This window comes from Pseudomonas sp. B3G-3 (assembly GCF_028640915.1).
GTDB classification, from domain to species: Bacteria; Pseudomonadota; Gammaproteobacteria; order Pseudomonadales; family Pseudomonadaceae; genus Aquipseudomonas; species Aquipseudomonas chlororaphis_I.
On sequence record NZ_JAQZAB010000133.1, the window covers coordinates 192,972 to 211,967 of the forward strand.

Annotated in this window: 16 protein-coding genes; 13 read left to right on the plus strand and 3 right to left on the minus strand. The window is 64.1% G+C overall.

The features are described from left to right. Positions 1 to 137: 137 nt before the first annotated feature. Complete coding sequence (locus PVZ80_RS30995) at positions 138 to 1,178, minus strand: threonine aldolase family protein (RefSeq protein WP_009051226.1); 1,041 nt, start codon at positions 1,176 to 1,178, stop codon at positions 138 to 140. 224 nt (positions 1,179 to 1,402) lie between these two features. On the opposite strand from PVZ80_RS30995, the gene PVZ80_RS31000 reads away from it, so the two are divergent. From PVZ80_RS31000 to PVZ80_RS31040, 9 genes are all read left to right on the plus strand, one after another. Next, positions 1,403 to 2,146: a TraX family protein gene (locus PVZ80_RS31000; protein WP_016704206.1), complete on the plus strand. Its 744-nt coding sequence runs from the start codon at positions 1,403 to 1,405 to the stop codon at positions 2,144 to 2,146. Positions 2,147 to 2,444: 298 nt separating this feature from the next. Next, on the plus strand, positions 2,445 to 3,698 hold the full coding sequence (gene glyA, locus PVZ80_RS31005; RefSeq protein ID WP_009051224.1) for a serine hydroxymethyltransferase: 1,254 nt from the start codon (positions 2,445 to 2,447) through the stop codon (positions 3,696 to 3,698). Between the two features lie 23 nt (positions 3,699 to 3,721). Continuing rightward, on the plus strand, positions 3,722 to 4,972 hold the full coding sequence (locus PVZ80_RS31010) for a sarcosine oxidase subunit beta family protein (protein ID WP_009051223.1): 1,251 nt from the start codon (positions 3,722 to 3,724) through the stop codon (positions 4,970 to 4,972). 156 nt (positions 4,973 to 5,128) lie between these two features. After that, positions 5,129 to 5,458, plus strand: a complete 330-nt coding sequence (locus PVZ80_RS31015) for a sarcosine oxidase subunit delta (protein ID WP_009051222.1) — start codon at positions 5,129 to 5,131, stop codon at positions 5,456 to 5,458. After that, positions 5,455 to 8,472 carry a sarcosine oxidase subunit alpha gene (locus tag PVZ80_RS31020; protein WP_053270099.1) on the plus strand — a complete coding sequence of 1,006 codons (3,018 nt, stop codon included), beginning with the start codon at positions 5,455 to 5,457 and terminating at the stop codon, positions 8,470 to 8,472. Before PVZ80_RS31015 ends, PVZ80_RS31020 begins: the two co-directional genes overlap by 4 nt. Before the next feature lie 133 nt (positions 8,473 to 8,605). After that, on the plus strand, positions 8,606 to 9,238 hold the full coding sequence (locus tag PVZ80_RS31025) for a sarcosine oxidase subunit gamma (RefSeq protein ID WP_009051220.1): 633 nt from the start codon (positions 8,606 to 8,608) through the stop codon (positions 9,236 to 9,238). Positions 9,239 to 9,398: 160 nt separating this feature from the next. Further along, the gene (purU, locus tag PVZ80_RS31030; protein ID WP_009051219.1) at positions 9,399 to 10,256 is read left to right on the plus strand and encodes a formyltetrahydrofolate deformylase; all 858 of its coding nucleotides are present in this window, start codon (positions 9,399 to 9,401) and stop codon (positions 10,254 to 10,256) included. Positions 10,257 to 10,437: 181 nt separating this feature from the next. After that, complete coding sequence (fdhA, locus tag PVZ80_RS31035; protein ID WP_009045939.1) at positions 10,438 to 11,637, plus strand: formaldehyde dehydrogenase, glutathione-independent; 1,200 nt, start codon at positions 10,438 to 10,440, stop codon at positions 11,635 to 11,637. A gap of 370 nt (positions 11,638 to 12,007) precedes the next feature. Then, complete coding sequence (locus tag PVZ80_RS31040) at positions 12,008 to 12,580, plus strand: DUF2780 domain-containing protein (RefSeq protein WP_009051218.1); 573 nt, start codon at positions 12,008 to 12,010, stop codon at positions 12,578 to 12,580. On the opposite strand, the gene PVZ80_RS31045 is transcribed toward PVZ80_RS31040, so the two are convergent. Further along, entirely contained in the window at positions 12,581 to 13,468 is an 888-nt protein-coding gene (locus PVZ80_RS31045; protein WP_028684192.1) for an acyltransferase, read from the minus strand. A 325-nt stretch (positions 13,469 to 13,793) separates the two neighbouring features. Between PVZ80_RS31045 and rloA2 the strand changes: the two genes are divergently transcribed. The 4 genes from rloA2 (at position 13,794) to creD (ending at position 18,112) form a co-directional block, all read left to right on the plus strand. Then, on the plus strand, positions 13,794 to 14,294 hold the full coding sequence (gene rloA2 / locus PVZ80_RS31050; protein WP_007926027.1) for a retropepsin-like aspartic peptidase RloA2: 501 nt from the start codon (positions 13,794 to 13,796) through the stop codon (positions 14,292 to 14,294). A 69-nt stretch (positions 14,295 to 14,363) separates the two neighbouring features. Next, a complete protein-coding gene (creB, locus tag PVZ80_RS31055; protein WP_041984848.1) occupies positions 14,364 to 15,044 on the plus strand; it encodes a two-component system response regulator CreB in 681 nt (226 codons plus the stop codon). Then, on the plus strand, positions 15,044 to 16,465 hold the full coding sequence (creC, locus tag PVZ80_RS31060) for a two-component system sensor histidine kinase CreC (protein WP_124302216.1): 1,422 nt from the start codon (positions 15,044 to 15,046) through the stop codon (positions 16,463 to 16,465). Before creB ends, creC begins: the two co-directional genes overlap by 1 nt. A 270-nt stretch (positions 16,466 to 16,735) precedes the next feature. Continuing rightward, complete coding sequence (gene creD, locus PVZ80_RS31065; RefSeq protein ID WP_101283779.1) at positions 16,736 to 18,112, plus strand: cell envelope integrity protein CreD; 1,377 nt, start codon at positions 16,736 to 16,738, stop codon at positions 18,110 to 18,112. Positions 18,113 to 18,318: 206 nt separating this feature from the next. On the opposite strand, the gene PVZ80_RS31070 is transcribed toward creD, so the two are convergent. After that, positions 18,319 to 18,948: a glutathione S-transferase gene (locus tag PVZ80_RS31070; protein WP_273864976.1), complete on the minus strand. Its 630-nt coding sequence runs from the start codon at positions 18,946 to 18,948 to the stop codon at positions 18,319 to 18,321. Positions 18,949 to 18,996: the final 48 nt, after the last annotated feature.

Below are 18,996 nucleotides of genomic sequence, written 5' to 3' on the forward strand. Positions count from 1 at the left end.
CCGGAGTCTCGGATATACGCCTGTGATGTTGAATCAGTGGAGGGAAATAATCAGTTCAGGAATCTGTGAACTGATGTCACGCAGCGCCGGCCCGCCGCTCCTGGTCGCGACAGGAAGCAGCGGGCCGGCGAAGGCGCTTAGCCGGCCATGACCTGGCGAATGTCCGCGGCCAGTTCGCGGACCCGCGCTTCTTCGGTGTCCCACGAGCACATGAAGCGCGCGCCGCCTTTACCGATGAAGGTGTAGAAGCGCCAGCCCCGGGCGGTCAGTGCGGCGATGGCCGGTTCCGAGAGTTGCAGGAACACGCCGTTGGCCTGCACCGGGAACATCAGCTCCACCCCAGGAATGTCCGCCACCAGCTCGGCCAGCAACTGCGCGCAATGGTTGGCGTGGCGGGCGTATTTGAGCCAGGCGTCGTTTTCCAGCAGGCCGACCCAGGGCGCCGACAGAAAACGCATCTTCGAGGCCAACTGGCCGGCCTGTTTGCAGCGGTAGTCGAAGTCTTCGGCCAGCTTGTGGTTGAAGAACAGGATCGCCTCGCCCACCGCCATGCCGTTTTTCGTGCCGCCGAAGCACAGCACGTCGACCCCGGCTTTCCAGGTCAGGTCGGCGGGCGAGCAGCCGAGGAAGGCGCAGGCGTTGGAGAACCGCGCGCCGTCCATGTGCAGGTTCAGCCCCAGCTCCTTGCAGGTGGCGCTGATGGCGCGGATTTCTTCCGGGGTGTAGACGCTGCCGACTTCGGTGGCCTGGGTCAGGGTCACCACCCGTGGCTTGGGATAGTGGATGTCCTGGCGCTTGAGGGCGATGTCGCGGATCGAGTCCGGGGTCAGCTTGCCGTTCTCGGTGCCGGCGATCAGCAGCTTGGAACCGTTGGAGAAGAATTCCGGAGCGCCGCATTCGTCGGTTTCGACGTGGGCGGTTTCCGAGCAGATGACGCTGTGGTAACTCTGGCACAGCGACGACAGGGCCAGGGAGTTGGCGGCGGTGCCGTTGAAAGCGAAGAACACCTCGCAGTCGGTCTCGAACAGTTTGCGGAAATAATCGGCGGCGCGTGCGGTCCACTGGTCGTCGCCGTAGGCGCGTTCGTGGCCGCGATTGGCCTGTTCCATGGCCGCCCAGGCCTCGGGGCAAATGCCGGAATAGTTGTCGCTGGCGAATTGTTGGCTCTTGTCGGTCATGGCCGTCTTCCGTGCTAAGGGTCCGAAAGGGGAGTCCTTCGATAAAGGGCTCCGGATAAGGCGCTCCTGGGTAAGGAGCCCTTGGGTAAAGCGTTTGCAACGAGGTCTGGGCCAGCAGGACAGCGCAGGCCTCGCAGAGATCGGTGGAGCGCCACTTTACCCAAGATTGACGGGGGAGCACACGCTCTGTTTATGGGTGAAAAATGCACAGGCCATGAGGATATATGCCAGACCCGATGCTGACCCCGCTGGCCGCCCGGCGCGATGGCGCCCTGGACCTGCTCAAGTGGCTGGCGCTGCTTTGCATGGTGCTCGATCACCTGCGCTACGTCGGCTGGAACCTCGATCTGCTGTATGTGCCCGGGCGCCTGGCGTTTCCCTGGTTCTGCCTGGCGCTGGCGGCCAATGTGGCGCGGGCCGGCGCGGTGGAGCGCGAGGGTGCGGGGCAATGGCGTTACCTGGGCTGGCTGCTGCTGTTCAGCCTGCTCAGCGAAGTGCCGTACCGGCTGTACATTCCCGACCCCGACACCCTGAATGTGCTGCCGACCCTGGCCCTGGGCCTGCTGGTGGCCCGTGCCTGGCAGCGCCGCGGTGGCCTGGCGCTGTGGCTGGGGATCGTCGCGGCCTTGCTGGGCGGGCTGTTCGACCGCTACCTGATGTTCGGCCTGTTTGGCGTATTGCTGCCGCTGGCGCTGTTAATAGTGCTGCAGCGCCGCTGGTACTGGGCGCTGCTGCCGGGGTTGCTGTGCCTGGCGGCCAATCAGTGGGAAAGCCTGCTGCCGGCGGCGCGCCAGGGCAACCAGGTGGCGGCCTGGGCCTTGGTCACCTGCGTATTGGCGCCGTGGCTGGGGCTGGCGATCCTGCGGCGGTTGCGCGGTTTTTCGCCGCCACCGATGCGGCGCTGGGCCTATCTCCTGTATCCCGGGCATTTTCTCCTGCTGCTGGCGCTGCGCAATCTCCTGGCCTGATGGCGAGCATTGTCGCTGCGGCTACAGGGGCGACGTGCGCGCAGGAAACCTGCAGCGCCACTGGTCGGCACCAGCGGCTTGCGGTCCGGGGCAAGCCGTGGATATAGAGCCTTCGGCTTGTGGCGCCGGGAAGCATTTGTCTCTCTGCGCCAGGCCATGTCGTAAACGCACCTTTGCGTGGCGTCCATAGGCATTTGACCGGTCAGCGCCGGTCATACCATCGCATCCAAAGGGCACTACCGCAGGGTACGTGCCTCACCGAGACGAAAGGCGCACCGCCGCCGCTGGGAGAGACGCGATGTTCAGCAAGCAAGACCAAATCCAGGGTTATGACGATGCACTGCTGGCGGCCATGAATGCCGAGGAGCAACGTCAGGAAGATCACATCGAGCTGATCGCGTCGGAGAACTACACCAGCAAGCGCGTGATGCAAGCGCAAGGCAGCGGCCTGACCAACAAGTACGCCGAAGGTTATCCGGGCAAGCGTTACTACGGTGGCTGCGAGCACGTGGACAAGGTCGAGGCCCTGGCCATCGAGCGCGCCAAGCAACTGTTCGGCGCCGACTACGCCAACGTCCAGCCGCACTCCGGTTCCTCGGCCAACAGCGCCGTGTACCTGGCCCTGCTGCAAGCCGGCGACACCATCCTGGGCATGAGCCTGGCCCATGGCGGCCACCTGACCCACGGCGCCAAGGTGTCGTCCTCGGGCAAGCTGTACAACGCCGTGCAGTACGGCATCGATACCAATACCGGGCTGATCGACTACGACGAAGTCGAGCGCCTGGCCGTCGAGCACAAGCCGAAGATGATCGTCGCTGGCTTCTCGGCCTATTCCAAGACCCTCGACTTCCCACGCTTCCGCCAGATCGCGGATAAGGTCGGCGCGCTGCTGTTCGTCGACATGGCTCACGTCGCCGGTCTGGTCGCCGCTGGCCTGTACCCGAACCCGCTGCCTTACGCCGACGTGGTCACCACCACCACCCACAAGACCCTGCGCGGTCCGCGTGGCGGCCTGATCCTGGCCAAGGCCAACGAAGAAATCGAGAAGAAGCTCAACGCCGCGGTATTCCCTGGCGCCCAGGGCGGCCCGCTGATGCACGTGATCGCCGGCAAGGCGGTGTGCTTCAAGGAAGCGCTGGAGCCTGGCTTCAAGGCCTACCAGCAGCAAGTGATCGAGAACGCCCAGGCCATGGCCGGCGTATTTATCAAACGCGGCTACGATGTAGTGTCCGGCGGCACCGACAACCACCTGTTCCTGGTCAGCCTGATCCGTCAGGGCCTCACCGGCAAGGATGCGGACGCCGCCCTGGGCCGCGCCCACATCACCGTGAACAAGAACGCTGTCCCGAACGATCCACAGTCGCCGTTCGTGACCTCCGGCCTGCGTATCGGCACCCCGGCGGTGACCACCCGCGGCTTCAAGGTTACCCAGTGCGTGGAGCTGGCCGGCTGGATCTGCGACATCCTCGACCACCTCGGCGACGCCGATGTCGAGGCCAATGTCGCTCGTCAGGTATCGGCCCTGTGCGCGGACTTCCCGGTTTATCGCTGAGTGCGGTTTTGGAGTAAATGACTATGCAACGCTACTCGGGCTTCGGCCTCTTCAAGCACTCCCTCAGCCACCATGAAAACTGGCAGCGCATGTGGCGCACGCCGACCCCGAAAAAGGTCTACGACGTGGTCATCGTCGGCGGTGGCGGGCATGGCCTGGCGACCGCCTACTACCTGGCCAAGGAGCACGGCATCACCAACGTCGCCGTGGTCGAGAAAGGCTGGCTGGGCGGCGGTAATACCGCGCGCAACACCACCATCGTGCGTTCCAACTACCTGTGGGACGAGTCGGCGCACCTGTACGAACACGCGATGAAACTGTGGGAAGGCCTGTCCCAGGACCTCAACTACAACGTGATGTTCTCCCAGCGCGGCGTCTACAACCTGTGCCACACCCTGCAGGACATCCGCGATTCCGAGCGTCGGGTCAGCGCCAACCGCCTCAACGGCGTGGACGGCGAGCTGCTCAACGCCAAGCAGGTGGCGGACGAGATTCCGTACCTGGACTGCTCCAAGAACACCCGCTACCCGGTGATGGGCGCCACCGTCCAGCGCCGTGGCGGCGTGGCCCGCCACGACGCCGTGGCCTGGGGCTTCGCCCGTGCCGCCGACGCCCTGGGCGTGGACCTGATCCAGCAGACCGAAGTGATCGGCTTCCGCAAGGAAAACGGTGTGTGCATCGGCGTGGAAACCAACAAGGGTTTCATCGGCGCCAAGCGCGTCGGCGTGGTCACCGCCGGTAACTCCGGGCACATGGCCAAGCTCGCGGGCTTTCGCCTGCCGATCGAATCGCACCCGCTGCAAGCACTGGTGTCCGAGCCGATCAAGCCGATCATCGACAGCGTGATCATGTCCAACGCGGTGCACGGTTACATCAGCCAGTCCGACAAGGGCGACCTGGTGATCGGCGCCGGTATCGACGGCTGGGTCGGCTACGGCCAGCGCGGTTCGTACCCGGTGATCGAACACACCATCCAGGCCATCGTCGAGATGTTCCCGATCCTTTCGCGGGTGCGCATGAACCGCCAATGGGGCGGCATCGTCGACACCACCCCGGACGCCTGCCCGATCATCTCCAAGACTCCGGTGCCGAACATGTTCTTCAACTGCGGTTGGGGTACCGGCGGCTTCAAGGCCACCCCGGGTTCGGGCAACGTATTCGCCGCGAGCCTGGCCAAGGGTGAAATGCACCCGCTGGCCGCACCTTTCTCCATCGACCGTTTCCACAACGGTGCGCTGATCGACGAACACGGCGCTGCAGCTGTCGCCCACTAACAAAGGCCTCATGAAAACTACTGCGCTCGGCAATACGGCGTTAAAAACAGGCTCGAAATGCTCACTTAGTAAACTAAGCTCCGCTTTCTCCCCTGTTTTTGCCTTGTCTTGCCTTCGCTCGCTACGTTTTCAAGAGGCTTGATAGGAGAAATCCCTATGTTGCACATCTTCTGTCCTCACTGCGGCGAACTGCGCTCCGAAGAGGAATTCCATTCGTCCGGCCAAGCGCATATCCCGCGTCCGCTGGATCCGAACAACTGCACCGACGAGGAGTGGGGCAACTACATGTTCTTCCGCGATAACCCTCGCGGTCTGCACCACGAGCTGTGGATCCACGCCGCCGGCTGCCGTCAGTACTTCAACGCCACCCGCGACACCGTGACCTACGAGATTCTCGAAACCTACAAGATCGGTACCAAGCCGCAATTCACCGACAAGACCGATAGCCCGAAAGCGGCCACGCAGGCTCTGGGAGAGAAGGTATGAGCCAGTCCAATCGCCTGTCCAACGGCGGACGCATCGACCGCAACAAAGTCCTCAGCTTCACCTTCAACGGCCAGACCTACAAAGGCTTCGAAGGCGACACCCTGGCCGCTGCCCTGCTGGCCAACGGCGTGGACATCATCGGTCGCAGCTTCAAGTATTCCCGGCCGCGCGGCATCTTCGCCGCCGGTGCCGAAGAGCCGAACGCGGTGCTGCAGATCGGCGCCACCGAAGCCACCCAGATTCCTAACGTGCGCGCCACCCAACAGGCGCTGTACCAGGGCCTGGTCGCCACCAGCACCAACGGCTGGCCGAGCGTCAACAACGACATGATGGGGATTCTCGGCAAGGTCGGCGGCAAGCTGATGCCGCCGGGCTTCTACTACAAAACCTTCATGTACCCGCAATCGTTCTGGATGACCTACGAGAAGTACATCCGCAAGGCCGCGGGCCTGGGTCGCTCGCCGACCGAGAACGATCCGGACACCTACGACTACATGAACCAGCACTGCGACGTGCTGATCGTCGGCGCCGGCCCGGCCGGCCTGGCCGCGGCCCTGGCTGCCGCGCGCAGCGGTGCGCGGGTGATCCTCGCCGACGAGCAGGAAGAATTCGGCGGCAGCCTGCTGGACAGCCGCGAAAGCCTGGACGGCAAGCCGGCGGCCGAGTGGGTCGCCACCGTGGTCGCCGAGCTGAAGTCGCTGCCGGACGTGACCCTGCTGCCACGAGCCACCGTGAACGGCTACCACGACCATAACTTCCTGACCATTCACGAGCGCCTGACCGACCACCTCGGCGATCGCGCGCCGATCGGCCAGGTACGCCAGCGCATCCACCGGGTGCGCGCCAAGCGCGTGGTGCTGGCCACCGGCGCCTGCGAGCGTCCGCTGGTCTACGGCAACAACGACGTGCCGGGCAACATGCTGGCCGGCGCGGTTTCGGTCTACGTGCGCCGCTACGGCGTGGCGCCGGGCAAGAAGCTGGTGCTGAGCACCAACAACGACCATGCCTACCGTGTGGCCCTGGACTGGCTCGACGCCAGCCTGCAAGTGGTGGCCATCGCCGATGCCCGTCACAACCCACGCGGCGCGCTGGTGGAAGAAGCCCGCGCCAAGGGCATTCGCATCCTCACTTCCAGTGCGGTGATCGAAGCCCGTGGCAGCAAGCATGTGACTGGCGCCCGCGTCGCAGCGATCGACGTCAAGGCGCACAAAGTCACCAGCCCGGGCGAGTGGCTGGACTGCGACCTGATTGCCAGCTCCGGCGGCTACAGCCCGGTGGTGCACCTGGCGTCGCACCTGGGCGGCAAGCCGATCTGGCGTGAAGACATCCTCGGTTTCGTACCGGGCGAAGCACCGCAGAAACGCGTGTGCGTCGGCGGCATCAACGGCGTCTACAGCCTCGGCGATTCCCTGGCCGACGGTTTCGAAGGTGGCGTGCGCGCGGCCAGCGAAGCGGGTTTCAAGGCCGTGGAAGCGGTCCTGCCCAAGGCCCTGAGCCGTCTGGAAGAACCGACCTTGGCGCTGTTCCAGGTGCCCCATGAAAAGGGCACCGCGCGGGCACCCAAGCAGTTCGTCGACCTGCAGAACGACGTCACCGCCGCCGCCATCGAACTGGCGACCCGCGAGGGCTTCGAGTCGGTCGAGCACGTCAAGCGCTACACCGCGCTGGGCTTCGGTACCGATCAGGGCAAGCTCGGCAACGTCAACGGCCTGGCCATCGCGGCCCGTTCGCTGAACGTGAGCATCCCGCAGATGGGCACCACCATGTTCCGTCCGAACTACACGCCGGTAACTTTCGGCGCCGTGGCCGGTCGTCACTGCGGGCACATCTTCGAGCCGGTACGCTTCACCGCGCTGCACGCGTGGCACGTGAAGAACGGCGCCGAGTTCGAGGACGTCGGCCAGTGGAAGCGCCCTTGGTACTTCCCGAAGAACGGCGAAGACCTGCACGCCGCGGTCAAGCGCGAGTGCAAGGCGGTGCGTGACAGCGTCGGCCTGCTCGACGCCTCGACCCTGGGCAAGATCGATATCCAGGGCCCGGACGCCCGTGAGTTCCTCAACCGCATCTACACCAACGCCTGGACCAAGCTCGACGTGGGCAAGGCGCGCTACGGCCTGATGTGCAAGGAAGACGGCATGGTCTTCGACGACGGCGTGACCGCCTGCGTCGGCGAGAACCATTTCATCATGACCACCACCACCGGTGGCGCCGCGCGCGTCCTGCAATGGCTGGAGATCTATCAGCAGACCGAATGGCCGGACCTCAAGGTGTACTTCACCTCGGTCACCGACCACTGGGCGACCATGACCCTGTCCGGGCCGAACAGCCGCAAGCTGCTCAGCGAAGTCACCGACATCGACCTGGACAAGGACGGCTTCCCGTTCATGACCTGGAAAGAAGGCCTGGTGGGCGGCGTGCCGGCGCGGGTGTTCCGTATCTCCTTCACCGGCGAGCTGTCGTACGAAGTCAACGTCCAGGCCGACTACGCCATGGGCGTGCTGGAGCAGATCGTCGAGGCTGGCAAGAAGTACAACCTGACCCCGTACGGCACCGAAACCATGCACGTACTGCGGGCCGAGAAGGGCTTCATCATCGTCGGCCAGGACACTGACGGCTCGATGACCCCGGACGACCTGAACATGGGCTGGTGCGTCGGTCGTACCAAGCCGTTCTCGTGGATCGGCTGGCGTGGCATGAACCGCGAAGACTGTGTGCGCGACCAGCGCAAGCAGCTGGTGGGCCTGAAGCCGATCGACCCGAACCAGTGGCTGCCGGAAGGCGCGCAACTGGTGTTCAACACCAAGCAGGCGATCCCGATGAGCATGGTCGGTCACGTGACCTCCAGCTATGCCCACAACTCCCTGGGTTATTCGTTTGCCATGGGTGTGGTCAAGGGCGGCCTGAAGCGGATGGGCGAGCGGGTATTCGCGCCATTGGCCGACGGCACGGTGATCGAGGCGGAAATCGTTTCTTCGGTGTTCTTCGATCCGAAAGGCGATCGCCAGAACGTTTAACCCTACAACCTTGTAGGAGCGAGGCTTGCCCGCGATAGGCATCACGCGGTGCCTCAGACAGACCGCGACGTATTCATCGCGGGCAAGCTCCGCTCCTACGGGTGTGATGCAAGAATTTGAAGACAGGTGCTCTATGACCGCAGTCAACGTTTACCAACAGCGCCCGACCACTGGCGCCAAAGCCGAGTCGTCGCTGCACCATGCCGACCTCGCCAGCCTGGTGGGCAAGGGCCGCAAGAACGCAGGCGTGACCCTGCGCGAGAAGAAACTCCTCGGCCACCTGACCATCCGTGGCGATGCCCATGACCCGGCCTTCGCTTCCGGCGTGCACAAGGCCCTGGGCCTGGAACTGCCGGTGGCCCTGACCGTGGTTGCCAAGGGCGAAACCAGCCTGCAGTGGATGGGGCCGGACGAATGGTTGCTGGTGGTGCCGAGCGGTGAAGAATTCGCCGCCGAGAAAAAACTGCGCGAAGCGCTGGGTGACCTGCATATCCAGATCGTCAACGTCAGCGGCGGCCAGCAAATCCTCGAGCTGTCCGGCCCGAACGTGCGCCAAGTGCTGATGAAGTCCACCAGCTACGACGTGCACCCCAACAACTTCCCGGTGGGCAAGGCCGTCGGCACCGTGTTCGCCAAGTCGCAACTGGTGATCCGCCGCATGGGCGAAGACACCTGGGAACTGGTGATCCGCCGCAGCTTCTCCGATTACTGGTGGTTGTGGCTGCAGGATGCCGCCGCCGAATACGGCCTCAGCGTTCAGGCCTGACGCGAATCCCTGTAGCCGCTGCCGCAGGCTGCGATCGACCCCGCAGGGGGCGTCGCTCTTGAGGGCGCTGGAAGGTCCTTCGGACCTTATCGCAGCCTTCGGCAGCGGCTACAGGGATGTGCCGCTTCACCGAGAGATCAATGAACAGGAGTCACCCCGCATGAGCCGCGCACCCGATACCTGGATTCTGACTGCCGACTGCCCCAGCGTGCTCGGCACGGTGGATGCGGTGACCCGCTTTCTGTTCGAGCAGGGCTGCTATGTCACCGAGCACCATTCGTTCGATGACCGGCTTTCGGCGCGTTTTTTCATTCGTGTGGAATTCCGCCAGCCCGAGGATTTCAACGAGCAGGGCCTGCGCGACGGTCTGGCCGAGCGCGCCCGGGCTTTCGACATGAACGTCGAACTGACCCCGCCGCAGCATCGGCCGAAAGTGGTGATCATGGTCTCCAAGGCCGATCACTGCCTCAACGACCTGCTCTACCGCCAGCGCATCGGCCAGCTGGCGATGGACGTGGTGGCGGTGGTGTCCAACCATCCGGACCTCAAGCCCCTGGCCGACTGGCACCAGATCCCGTACTACCACTTCCCCCTGGACCCCAACGACAAACCGTCCCAGGAGCGTCAGGTGTGGCAGGTGATCGAGGAGTCCGGCGCCGAACTGGTGATCCTTGCGCGCTACATGCAAGTGCTGTCGCCGGAGCTGTGCCGCAAGCTCGATGGCAAGGCGATCAACATCCACCACTCCCTGCTGCCCGGTTTCAAGGGCGCCAAGCCTTATCACCAGGCCTACAACAAGGGCGTGAAACTGGTGGGCGCCACCGCGCACTACATCAACAACGACCTGGACGAAGGCCCGATCATCGCCCAGGGCGTGGAAGTGGTGGACCACAGTCACTACCCCGAGGACCTGATCGCCAAGGGGCGCGATATCGAGGGCCTGACCCTGGCGCGGGCCGTGGGTTATCACATCGAACGGCGGGTGTTCCTCAACGCCAACAGGACGGTAGTGCTTTAACACAGGCCGCTGCGCGGCCATCGCGGGCAAGCCTCGCTCCTACAGATGCACGCAATCCTTTGTAGGAGCGAGCTTGCTCGCGAAGCGATTTTGAAGACGAAACAGCATCTGTACCCGAGCACTCTACGCGCTGCCTTTTTCCGGCAACGCGGTTTCATAAAAACAACAGCGAGGTGAAAGCATGTCTGGTAATCGTGGTGTCGTGTATCTCGGCAATGGCAAGGTCGAAGTACAGAAAATCGACTATCCAAAAATGCAGGACCCGCGCGGCAGGAAGATTGAGCACGGCGTCATCCTGCGCGTGGTATCCACCAATATCTGCGGTTCGGACCAGCACATGGTGCGTGGCCGTACCACCGCCCAGGTCGGCCTGGTCCTGGGTCACGAAATCACCGGCGAGGTGGTGGAGAAGGGCAGCGACGTCGAGAACCTGAAGCTCGGCGACCTGGTCTCGGTGCCGTTCAACGTGGCTTGCGGGCGCTGCCGTTCCTGCAAGGAGCAACACACCGGGGTCTGCCTGACCGTCAACCCGGCTCGCGCCGGCGGTGCCTACGGCTACGTCGACATGGGCGACTGGACCGGCGGCCAGGCCGAATACGTGCTGGTGCCGTACGCCGACTTCAACCTGCTGAAACTGCCGGACCGCGACAAGGCCATGGAGAAGATCCGCGACCTGACCTGCCTGTCCGACATCCTGCCGACCGGCTATCACGGCGCGGTGACGGCCGGCGTTGGCCCGGGCAGCACCGTCTACATCGCCGGCGCCGGTCCGGTAGGCCTGGCCGCGGCTGCGTCCGCTCGTCTGCTGGGCGCGGCGGTGGTGATCGTTGGCGACGTCAACCCGGTGCGCCTGGCCCACGCCAAGGCCCAGGGCTTTGAAATCGCCGACCTGTCCAAGGACACCCCGCTGCACGAACAGATCGCCGCGCTGCTCGGCGAGCCGGAAGTGGATTGCGCGGTCGACGCGGTGGGCTTCGAGGCCCGCGGCCATGGCCATTCCGGTGCCCAGCACGAAGCGCCGGCCACGGTGCTCAACTCGTTGATGGGCGTGGTGCGGGTCGCCGGCAAGATCGGTATCCCAGGCCTCTACGTCACCGAAGACCCAGGCGCGGTAGATGCCGCGGCCAAGATGGGCAGCCTGAGCATCCGCTTCGGCCTCGGCTGGGCCAAGTCCCACAGCTTCCACACCGGCCAGACCCCGGTGATGAAGTACAACCGCCAACTGATGCAAGCCATCATGTGGGACCGCATCAACATCGCCGAAGTGGTCGGCGTGCAGGTCATCAGCCTGGACGACGCCCCGCGTGGCTACGGCGAATTCGACGCCGGCGTGCCGAAGAAATTCGTCATCGACCCGCACAAGCTGTTCAGCGCGGCATAAGCCTTCAGCGCAGCAAAAAGGGCGACCCTTGGGTCGCCCTTTTTTATGGCTGACTCGGGCAAAGCCCGACCATGCACCCTGTAGCCGCTGCCGCAGGCTGCGATAAGGCCGGTAGGCCTTGGTTCCCGATTTTTAGCCAAACCCCCAGCACCCTTCAGATCGCTACGACCGTTCCGGTCGATCGCAGCCTGCGGCAGCGGCTACAGATATCGGCGTTGGAATAACGGTTGTCCATCTGCGAGGTTCCGGGTATATCCGGGTCGGCTAAATATGGATATGCCGGTGCGGAACATTGATCCGGTTTTCCCGGTCAAATCCGCAGTTTTCCCGCCGTTGTCACGATGTATTTCTGGTTCAAGAGGTTGTCTCGATGAAAATTTCCCGCAGTGTTGCACTGGCTACGTTGCTGACCCTGGGTGCCAGCCCGGTTTTTGCCGCAGGCTTCAGCCTGAGCGATGCCGCCAATGCGGTGTCCAGCATGCAGGGTGGCGACAAGGCCGCCGCTGCCGCTCCAACCTCGCAGACCGCCAATCTGCTCAGTGCGCTCTCGCAACTGGATGTCACGCCGGAGCAGGCCATCGGCGGCACCGGTGCGATGCTGGGCCTGGCGAAGAACCAGCTGAGCAGCACCGACTACTCGCAACTGAGCAAAAGCGTTCCGGGGCTGGACAAGCTCTCGGGCGGCAACGCGCTGGGCAGCCTGGGCGCCTTGAGTGGCCTGCTGGGGCAGAGCGGTGGCAGCAAGACCGCCGGCCTGGAGAGTGCGCTGGGTAACGTGCAGAACACCAATGACCTGAACAGCGCGTTCAGCGCCCTGGGCATGGACAGCGGCATGATCGGCCAGTTCGCCCCGGTGCTCCTGCAGTTCCTGGGTCAGCAGGGCGTGGGCGGTTCGCTGCTCAACAGCCTGGGCGGGATCTGGGGCGTCGGCAGCGGCAGCTGATCAACCGCGCTCGGCGCGCAAGGCGTCGATGCGCTGGTCCTTTTCGGTCCAGAGCTGGTTGACCCAGTTCTGGACGGTCTGGCGAAACGCCGGATCGTTTTCGTAATCTCCCTGCCACAACGCGGGATCCAGCTCACGGGTCTGGATATCGACGATCACCCGCGGCACGTTGCCGCTGATCAGGTCCCAGAACCCGGGAATTTTCTGCTGCGGATAGACCACCGTTACATCGAGGATGGCGTCGAGCTGTTCGCCCATGGCCGCCAGGACGAATGCCACGCCGCCGGCCTTCGGCTTGAGCAGTTGCTTGAAGGGGGATTGCTGCTGCTCGCGCTTGGCCGGTGTGAAACGGGTGCCTTCCAGGTAGTTGACCACGGTGACCGGCTGGCGCTTGAACAGCTCGCAGGCGGCCTTGGTGATTTCCAGGTCCTTGCCTTGCAGCTCCGGGTTCTTGGCCAGGAAGGCCTTGCTGTAGCGCTTCATGAAGGGGTAATCCAGGGCCCACCAGGCGAGGCCGAGGAAGGGCACCCAGATCAGTTCTTTCTTCAGGAAGAACTTGAAGAAGGGGGTACGACGGTTGAGGGTCTGGATCAGCGCCGGGATGTCGACCCAGGACTGGTGGTTGCTGATCACCAGGTAAGAAGTGTCGCCTCGCAGGTCGTCGCCGCCACGGATATCCCACTGGGTGGGAATGCACAGGGCGAAGATCAGCTTGTCGATTTCGGCCCAGGTTTCGGCAATCCACATCACCGCCTTCGATGCGTGGTCGCGCAGGCGCCCCGGCAGGACCAGCTTGAGCAGGGCGAACACCACCAGCGGCCCGAACAGGACCAGGGTGTTGAGCAACAGCAGCAGGGTGACGAAACAGCCGGTGAGCAGGCGGCGCATAAGGAACTCTTGCAAGCGTTTGGGCGCGCCATGATAAGCACCTTCGCCAGGCAGGCCAAATCCTGATGTGCTGACGAATGTTTCACTTCTATGGAGGTATGGTGCACTCAGCCGAACAGACCGCAGCTGCGCATCGCCACGAACCGGTAGGAGCGAGGCTTGCCCGCGATGGCGTCGGTTCAGACAGCGCGCGGCGTCTGTATCGCTGGCAAGTCGGATCGCCGCCCACTCGCTCCTACAGAAGCATGGCCAATAAACGGTAGCGAACCAATTGCCCGGCCACGGTCTAAAATCCTGCTGCCCACTTCCCAAGGAACCTGCTCACGTGAAATCCGTCCTTGCACTCCTGTCCCTGCTGGCGCTGCCGGTCATGGCCGCCGAGCCGACCCTCTACGGGCGCTACGAATACATTCAACTGCCGGAAATCGGCGAAACCCTCAAGGCCAAGATGGACACCGGCGCCCTGACCGCCTCGCTGTCGGCCAAGGATATCGAGACCTTTACCCGCGATGGCGAGGAATGGGTGCGCTTCCGCCTGGCGACCAAGGATGCCGACGGCAAGGTCTACGAACACAAGGTGGCGCGGATCAGCAAGATCAAGAACCGCGCCGATGAAGACGAAGACAAGGAAGAGGCCCAGGTGGCCAAGCGTCCGGTGGTCGATCTGGAAATGTGCCTGGGCAACGTCAAGCGCACCGTCGAAGTCAACCTGACCGACCGCAGCAGCTTCAACTACCCGTTGCTGATCGGCGCCAAGGCCCTGCGCGAGTTCGGTGCGGCGGTGAACCCGGCCCGGCGTTACACCGCCGACAAACCCGACTGCTGATCAGACCTGATTGACGGCGCATGAGGCATCCGGCACCGTTCTGGCACTTACTTCCCGTGCTTGGATGCCATGCCTCATATCCTGATTGTCGAAGACGAAGCGGCGATTGCCGATACGCTGATTTTTGCCCTGCAGGGTGAAGGGTTCAGCACCACCTGGCTGAACCTCGGGCAGGCGGCGCTGGACTATCAGCGCCATACGCCGGCGGACCTGCTGATTCTCGACATCGGCCTGCCGGACATCAGCGGCTTCGAAACCTGCAAGCAACTGCGGCGCTTCAGCGAGGTGCCGGTGATGTTCCTCAGTGCCCGGGACGGTGAAATCGACCGGGTGGTGGGCCTGGAAATCGGCGCCGACGATTATGTGGTCAAGCCCTTCAGCCCGCGCGAGGTCGCCGCAAGGGTCAAGGCCATCCTCAAGCGCATGGCGCCGCGGATGGTGGTCGAGGCGCCGGCTACGCCGTTCCAGGTCGATACCGACAAGTTCCAGATCAGCTACCGCGGCCAGTTGCTGAGCCTGACCCGCCACGAATTCCGCCTGCTGCATTGCCTGCTGGAGCAACCCGAGCGGGTGTTCAGCCGCGAGCAGTTGCTCGACGCCCTGGGGGTGGCGGCGGATGCCGGCTACGAGCGCAGCATCGACAGCCATATCAAGAGCCTGCGGGCCAAGCTGCGCCTGGTGGCGGCCGACGCCGAGCCGATCCAGACCCATCGCGGCCTGGGTTACAGCTACAGCCCGGGGCACAGCTGATGCCGTTGGGAATCCGGATTTTCCTGGTCTACGTGTTGTTCGTCGGCCTGACCGGCTATTTCGTGCTCAGCACGGTGATGGAAGAAATCCGCCCGGGCGTACGCCAGTCCACCGAGGAAACCCTGGTGGACACCGCCAACCTGCTGGCGGAAATCCTGCGTGACGATTTCAAGGCCGGCACCCTCAGCGAGAACCGCTGGCCGGAACTGCTCAAGGCCTATGGCGAGCGGCAGCCGGCGGCGACTATCTGGGGCCTGCCGAAAAACCAGGTCAACCACCGCATCTACGTCACCGACGCCGAGGGCAAGGTGGTGCTGGACTCCAGCGGCCTGGCGGTCGGCCAGGATTATTCGCGCTGGAACGACGTGTACCTGACCCTGCGCGGCCAATACGGCGCGCGTTCCTCGCGCAGCGTGGCCGATGACCCGAGCTCCTCGGTGATGCATGTCGGCGCGCCGATTCGCGACAACGGCCGGATCATCGGCGTGGTCACCGTGGCCAAGCCCAACAGTTCGCTACAGCCCTACGTCGACCGTACCGAGCGCCGCCTGCTGTGGTACGGCGCCGGCCTGATTGGCCTCGGCCTGTTGTTCGGCGCCTTGCTGTCCTGGTGGCTGAGCGTCGCCCTGCGCCGCCTGACCGGCTATGCCCAGGCGGTCAGCGAGGGTCGCCGCGCCGAGCTGCCGCACTACCGTGGCGGCGAGCTGGAGCAACTGGCCACGGCGGTGGAGCACATGCGCACCCAGCTGGAGGGCAAGGCTTATGTCGAGCGTTATGTGCACACCCTGACCCACGAACTGAAAAGCCCGCTGGCGGCGATTCGTGGGGCGGCGGAGCTGTTGCAGAGCGAAATGCCCGGCGAACAGCGCGCCCGTTTCGTCAGCAACATCGACAGCGAAAGCGCGCGCATGCAGCACCTGATCGAGCGCTTGCTGAACCTGGCGCAGGTCGAACAGCGCCACGGCCTGGAAGAGCGCGAGGCGGTGCCGCTGGCGGACCTGGCGAACCAGGTGCTGGACAGCCAGAAGGCGCGGATCGAGGGCAAGGGCTTGCAGGTCGAACAGCGCATCGAGCCGGGGCTGAAGCTGTCGGGCGAAGCGTTCCTGTTGCGCCAGGCCCTGGGCAACCTGCTGGAAAACGCCCTGGATTTCACCCCCGCCGGTGGCGTGTTGCGCTTGAGCGCCAGCAGAGCGGGCGACCAGCTGCGGTTCAGCCTGTTCAACCAGGCCGAGCCCATCCCGGATTATGCCCTGGCGCGCCTGACCGAACGTTTCTATTCCCTGCCACGGCCTGACAGCGGGCGTAAAAGCACCGGCCTGGGGCTGAACTTCGTCGAAGAAGTGGTGCAACTGCATGGCGGCCAGATGCGGATCGGCAATGTGGAAGGCGGTGTTGAAGTCAGCCTAGTGTTTCCCGCCTGATTCACCGGGTGCGCCGGTTGCGGGTGCTACGCCCCCGATCGCAGCCTTCGGCAGCGGCTACAGGGTACACGCAATCCATGTAGCCGCTGCCGAGCCCGCGAGGCTGCGATCGGGGGCGTAGCGACCGCAGACCCTGAATCCGCGATTTACCTGGAAAAACGCACCGGCTGCCTCCCACAAAGCCAATCTCCACACAGTCTCCACATTGCCCCCATAAAACCCCCACATGGGCTGCCCAGACTCTCCCTCATTCGAACAGGGAGAGACTCCATGAACCGCAATCTGACCATAAAGCTGGGGGCGATCGCCCTTTTGATCCTGGGGCTGCTGGTGCCGTTGTTGATGATCGACGGGCTGATCCAGGAGCGCCAGGAACTGCGCGACGGTGTGCTGACCGATATCGCCCGCAGCTCCAGCTACAGCCAGCAACTGAGCGGCCCGCTGCTGGTAGTGCCTTATCGCAAGGTGGTGCGCACCTGGAAAACCAACGAGAAGACCAACACGCGTTACCAGGAACAGGGTGAGAGGAGCGGGCAGCTGTATTTCCTGCCGGAGCACTTCGAACTCGATGGCCAGGTGCGGACCGAGTTGCGCGCCCGGGGGATCTACCAGGCCCGGCTGTTCCATGCCAACAACCGCATCAGCGGCCAGTTTGCGCTGCCCGAGCAATTGGGGATCAAGGAAGACTTCGCCGACTACAAGTTCGAGCAGCCGTTTCTCGCCGTGGGCATCAGCGACATTCGCGGCATCGAGCAGGCGCTGGCCCTCGAGCTGAACGGGCAGAACCTGCCTTTCGCGCCCGGCACCCGGGTTGACTGGCTGGGGGAGGGGGTACACGTCAACCTGCCGCTGCTGGACGGCAAGCGCAGCACCGACCTGGACTTCGCCTTCGACCTGCAATTGCAAGGCACCGGCCAGTTGCAGGTGCTGCCGGTGGGCAAGACCAGCAAGGTACGCCTGCGTGCCGACTGGCCCCATCCGAGTTTTATCGGCAACTACCTGCCGGCGCAGCGGGAGATTTCCGACCTGGGTTTCGCCGCCAACTGGCAGACCTCGTTCTTCTCCACCAACCTGGAAAGCGCCTTGACCAATTGCCTGGCCAGCGGACAGTGCAAGGAGTTCAAGAACCGCTCCTTCGGCGTGAGCTTCATCGATCCGGTGGACCAGTACCTCAAGAGCGACCGGGCGATCAAATATGCGCTGCTGTTCATTGCCCTGACCTTTGCCGGCTTCTTCCTCTTCGAGGTGCTCAAGAGCCTGGCGGTGCACCCGGTGCAGTACGCCCTGGTGGGCGTGGCCCTGGCGTTCTTCTATCTGTTGCTGCTGTCGCTGTCGGAACACATCGGCTTCGCCCTGGCCTACCTGCTGTCGGCTGGTGCCTGTGTGACGCTGATCGGTTTCTACGTCTGCCATGTGCTGCGCAGCCTGGGACACGGCCTGAGTTTCGCCGCCAGCCTGGCTGCCTTGTATGGCCTGTTGTACGGCTTGCTCAGCGCCGAGGATTACGCGCTGCTGATGGGTTCGCTGCTGTTGTTCGGCCTGCTGGGTGTGTTCATGGTGCTGACCCGCAAGCTCGACTGGTACGGCGTAGGCCAGGCCAAACCGGCCCAGCCGCTGACGTTCGAAGCGCAGGTGGCCCATGAGTAGGTCGTTGGGCTTGCGCGAGGACCAGCAGCAAGCAGAGGCCTTGTTGGCATGGATAGTCGGGTTGTTGCCTGAAGCACCGTGGGGCGACCATCGCGAGCAAGCTCGCTCCTACATAGGGCGCCGCGAAACCTGTAGGAGCGAGCTTGCTCGCGATAGGGCCGGCCCGGCCAGCACCCTGCTTCAGGTGATGGTCGCGCCCGGAGGCTTCAAGCCGGCGGCTGGGTCGCCAGCATCGAAGGGCGTTGACTGACCTCGGCGTACCAGGCCGCCAGTTGGGGCTGGGCATCGCGCCATTGCAGGTCGGGATGGCGGAAGTCGAGGTAACCCAGGGCACAGGCGACGCTGATGGCGGCGACATCGAAGTGGCTGGCCAGTTCGGCGATCGCATCGGCCTCGAGCACGGTCAGGGCGCGGCGGATCTTGTCGCGCTGGCCGTCGAGCCACAGCTCCCAGTGTTTCTCGGGGGCGCGCAGGGCCAACTCGTAACGGATCAGCACCGAGGCATCCATGACCCCGTCGGCCAGGGCCGCCAGGGTCAGGCGCCGCCAGCGCGCCGAACCTTCGCGGGGGATCAGCGGATTGCCGACATGCTGCTGGTCGAGGTAATCGAGGATCACCCGGCTGTCGTACAGCACGTTGCCGTCGGCCAGGCGTAGGGCGGGAATCTTGCCCAGCGGGTTGTCCTGGTTGAGGGCGGCGTCCGGATTCACCGGGGTCAACTGGCTGGCGTGCAGGGCCACGCGGTCCAGCTGGCCGGTCTCGTGCAGCAGCACCATGACTTTGCGCACATAAGGTGATGCCGGGTTGTGGAACAGCGTCATGCTGGGGGTGGACATGAATATTCCTCGCGGGTGGAAGTGGAGCGCAGGCTCGCAACCCGGGGG

Coding starts and splice junctions, on each gene's coding strand:
- glyA (WP_009051224.1), top strand. CDS start 2,445: ATGTTCAGCAAGCAAGACCAAATCCAGGGTTATGACGATGCACTGCTG.
- PVZ80_RS31000 (WP_016704206.1), top strand. CDS start 1,403: ATGCCAGACCCGATGCTGACCCCGCTGGCCGCCCGGCGCGATGGCGCC.
- fdhA (WP_009045939.1), top strand. CDS start 10,438: ATGTCTGGTAATCGTGGTGTCGTGTATCTCGGCAATGGCAAGGTCGAA.
- creB (WP_041984848.1), top strand. CDS start 14,364: ATGCCTCATATCCTGATTGTCGAAGACGAAGCGGCGATTGCCGATACG.
- PVZ80_RS31070 (WP_273864976.1), bottom strand. CDS start 18,948: ATGTCCACCCCCAGCATGACGCTGTTCCACAACCCGGCATCACCTTAT.
- PVZ80_RS31025 (WP_009051220.1), top strand. CDS start 8,606: ATGACCGCAGTCAACGTTTACCAACAGCGCCCGACCACTGGCGCCAAA.
- PVZ80_RS31045 (WP_028684192.1), bottom strand. CDS start 13,468: ATGCGCCGCCTGCTCACCGGCTGTTTCGTCACCCTGCTGCTGTTGCTC.
- PVZ80_RS31010 (WP_009051223.1), top strand. CDS start 3,722: ATGCAACGCTACTCGGGCTTCGGCCTCTTCAAGCACTCCCTCAGCCAC.
- purU (WP_009051219.1), top strand. CDS start 9,399: ATGAGCCGCGCACCCGATACCTGGATTCTGACTGCCGACTGCCCCAGC.
- creD (WP_101283779.1), top strand. CDS start 16,736: ATGAACCGCAATCTGACCATAAAGCTGGGGGCGATCGCCCTTTTGATC.
- PVZ80_RS30995 (WP_009051226.1), bottom strand. CDS start 1,178: ATGACCGACAAGAGCCAACAATTCGCCAGCGACAACTATTCCGGCATT.
- PVZ80_RS31020 (WP_053270099.1), top strand. CDS start 5,455: ATGAGCCAGTCCAATCGCCTGTCCAACGGCGGACGCATCGACCGCAAC.
- PVZ80_RS31015 (WP_009051222.1), top strand. CDS start 5,129: ATGTTGCACATCTTCTGTCCTCACTGCGGCGAACTGCGCTCCGAAGAG.
- creC (WP_124302216.1), top strand. CDS start 15,044: ATGCCGTTGGGAATCCGGATTTTCCTGGTCTACGTGTTGTTCGTCGGC.
- PVZ80_RS31040 (WP_009051218.1), top strand. CDS start 12,008: ATGAAAATTTCCCGCAGTGTTGCACTGGCTACGTTGCTGACCCTGGGT.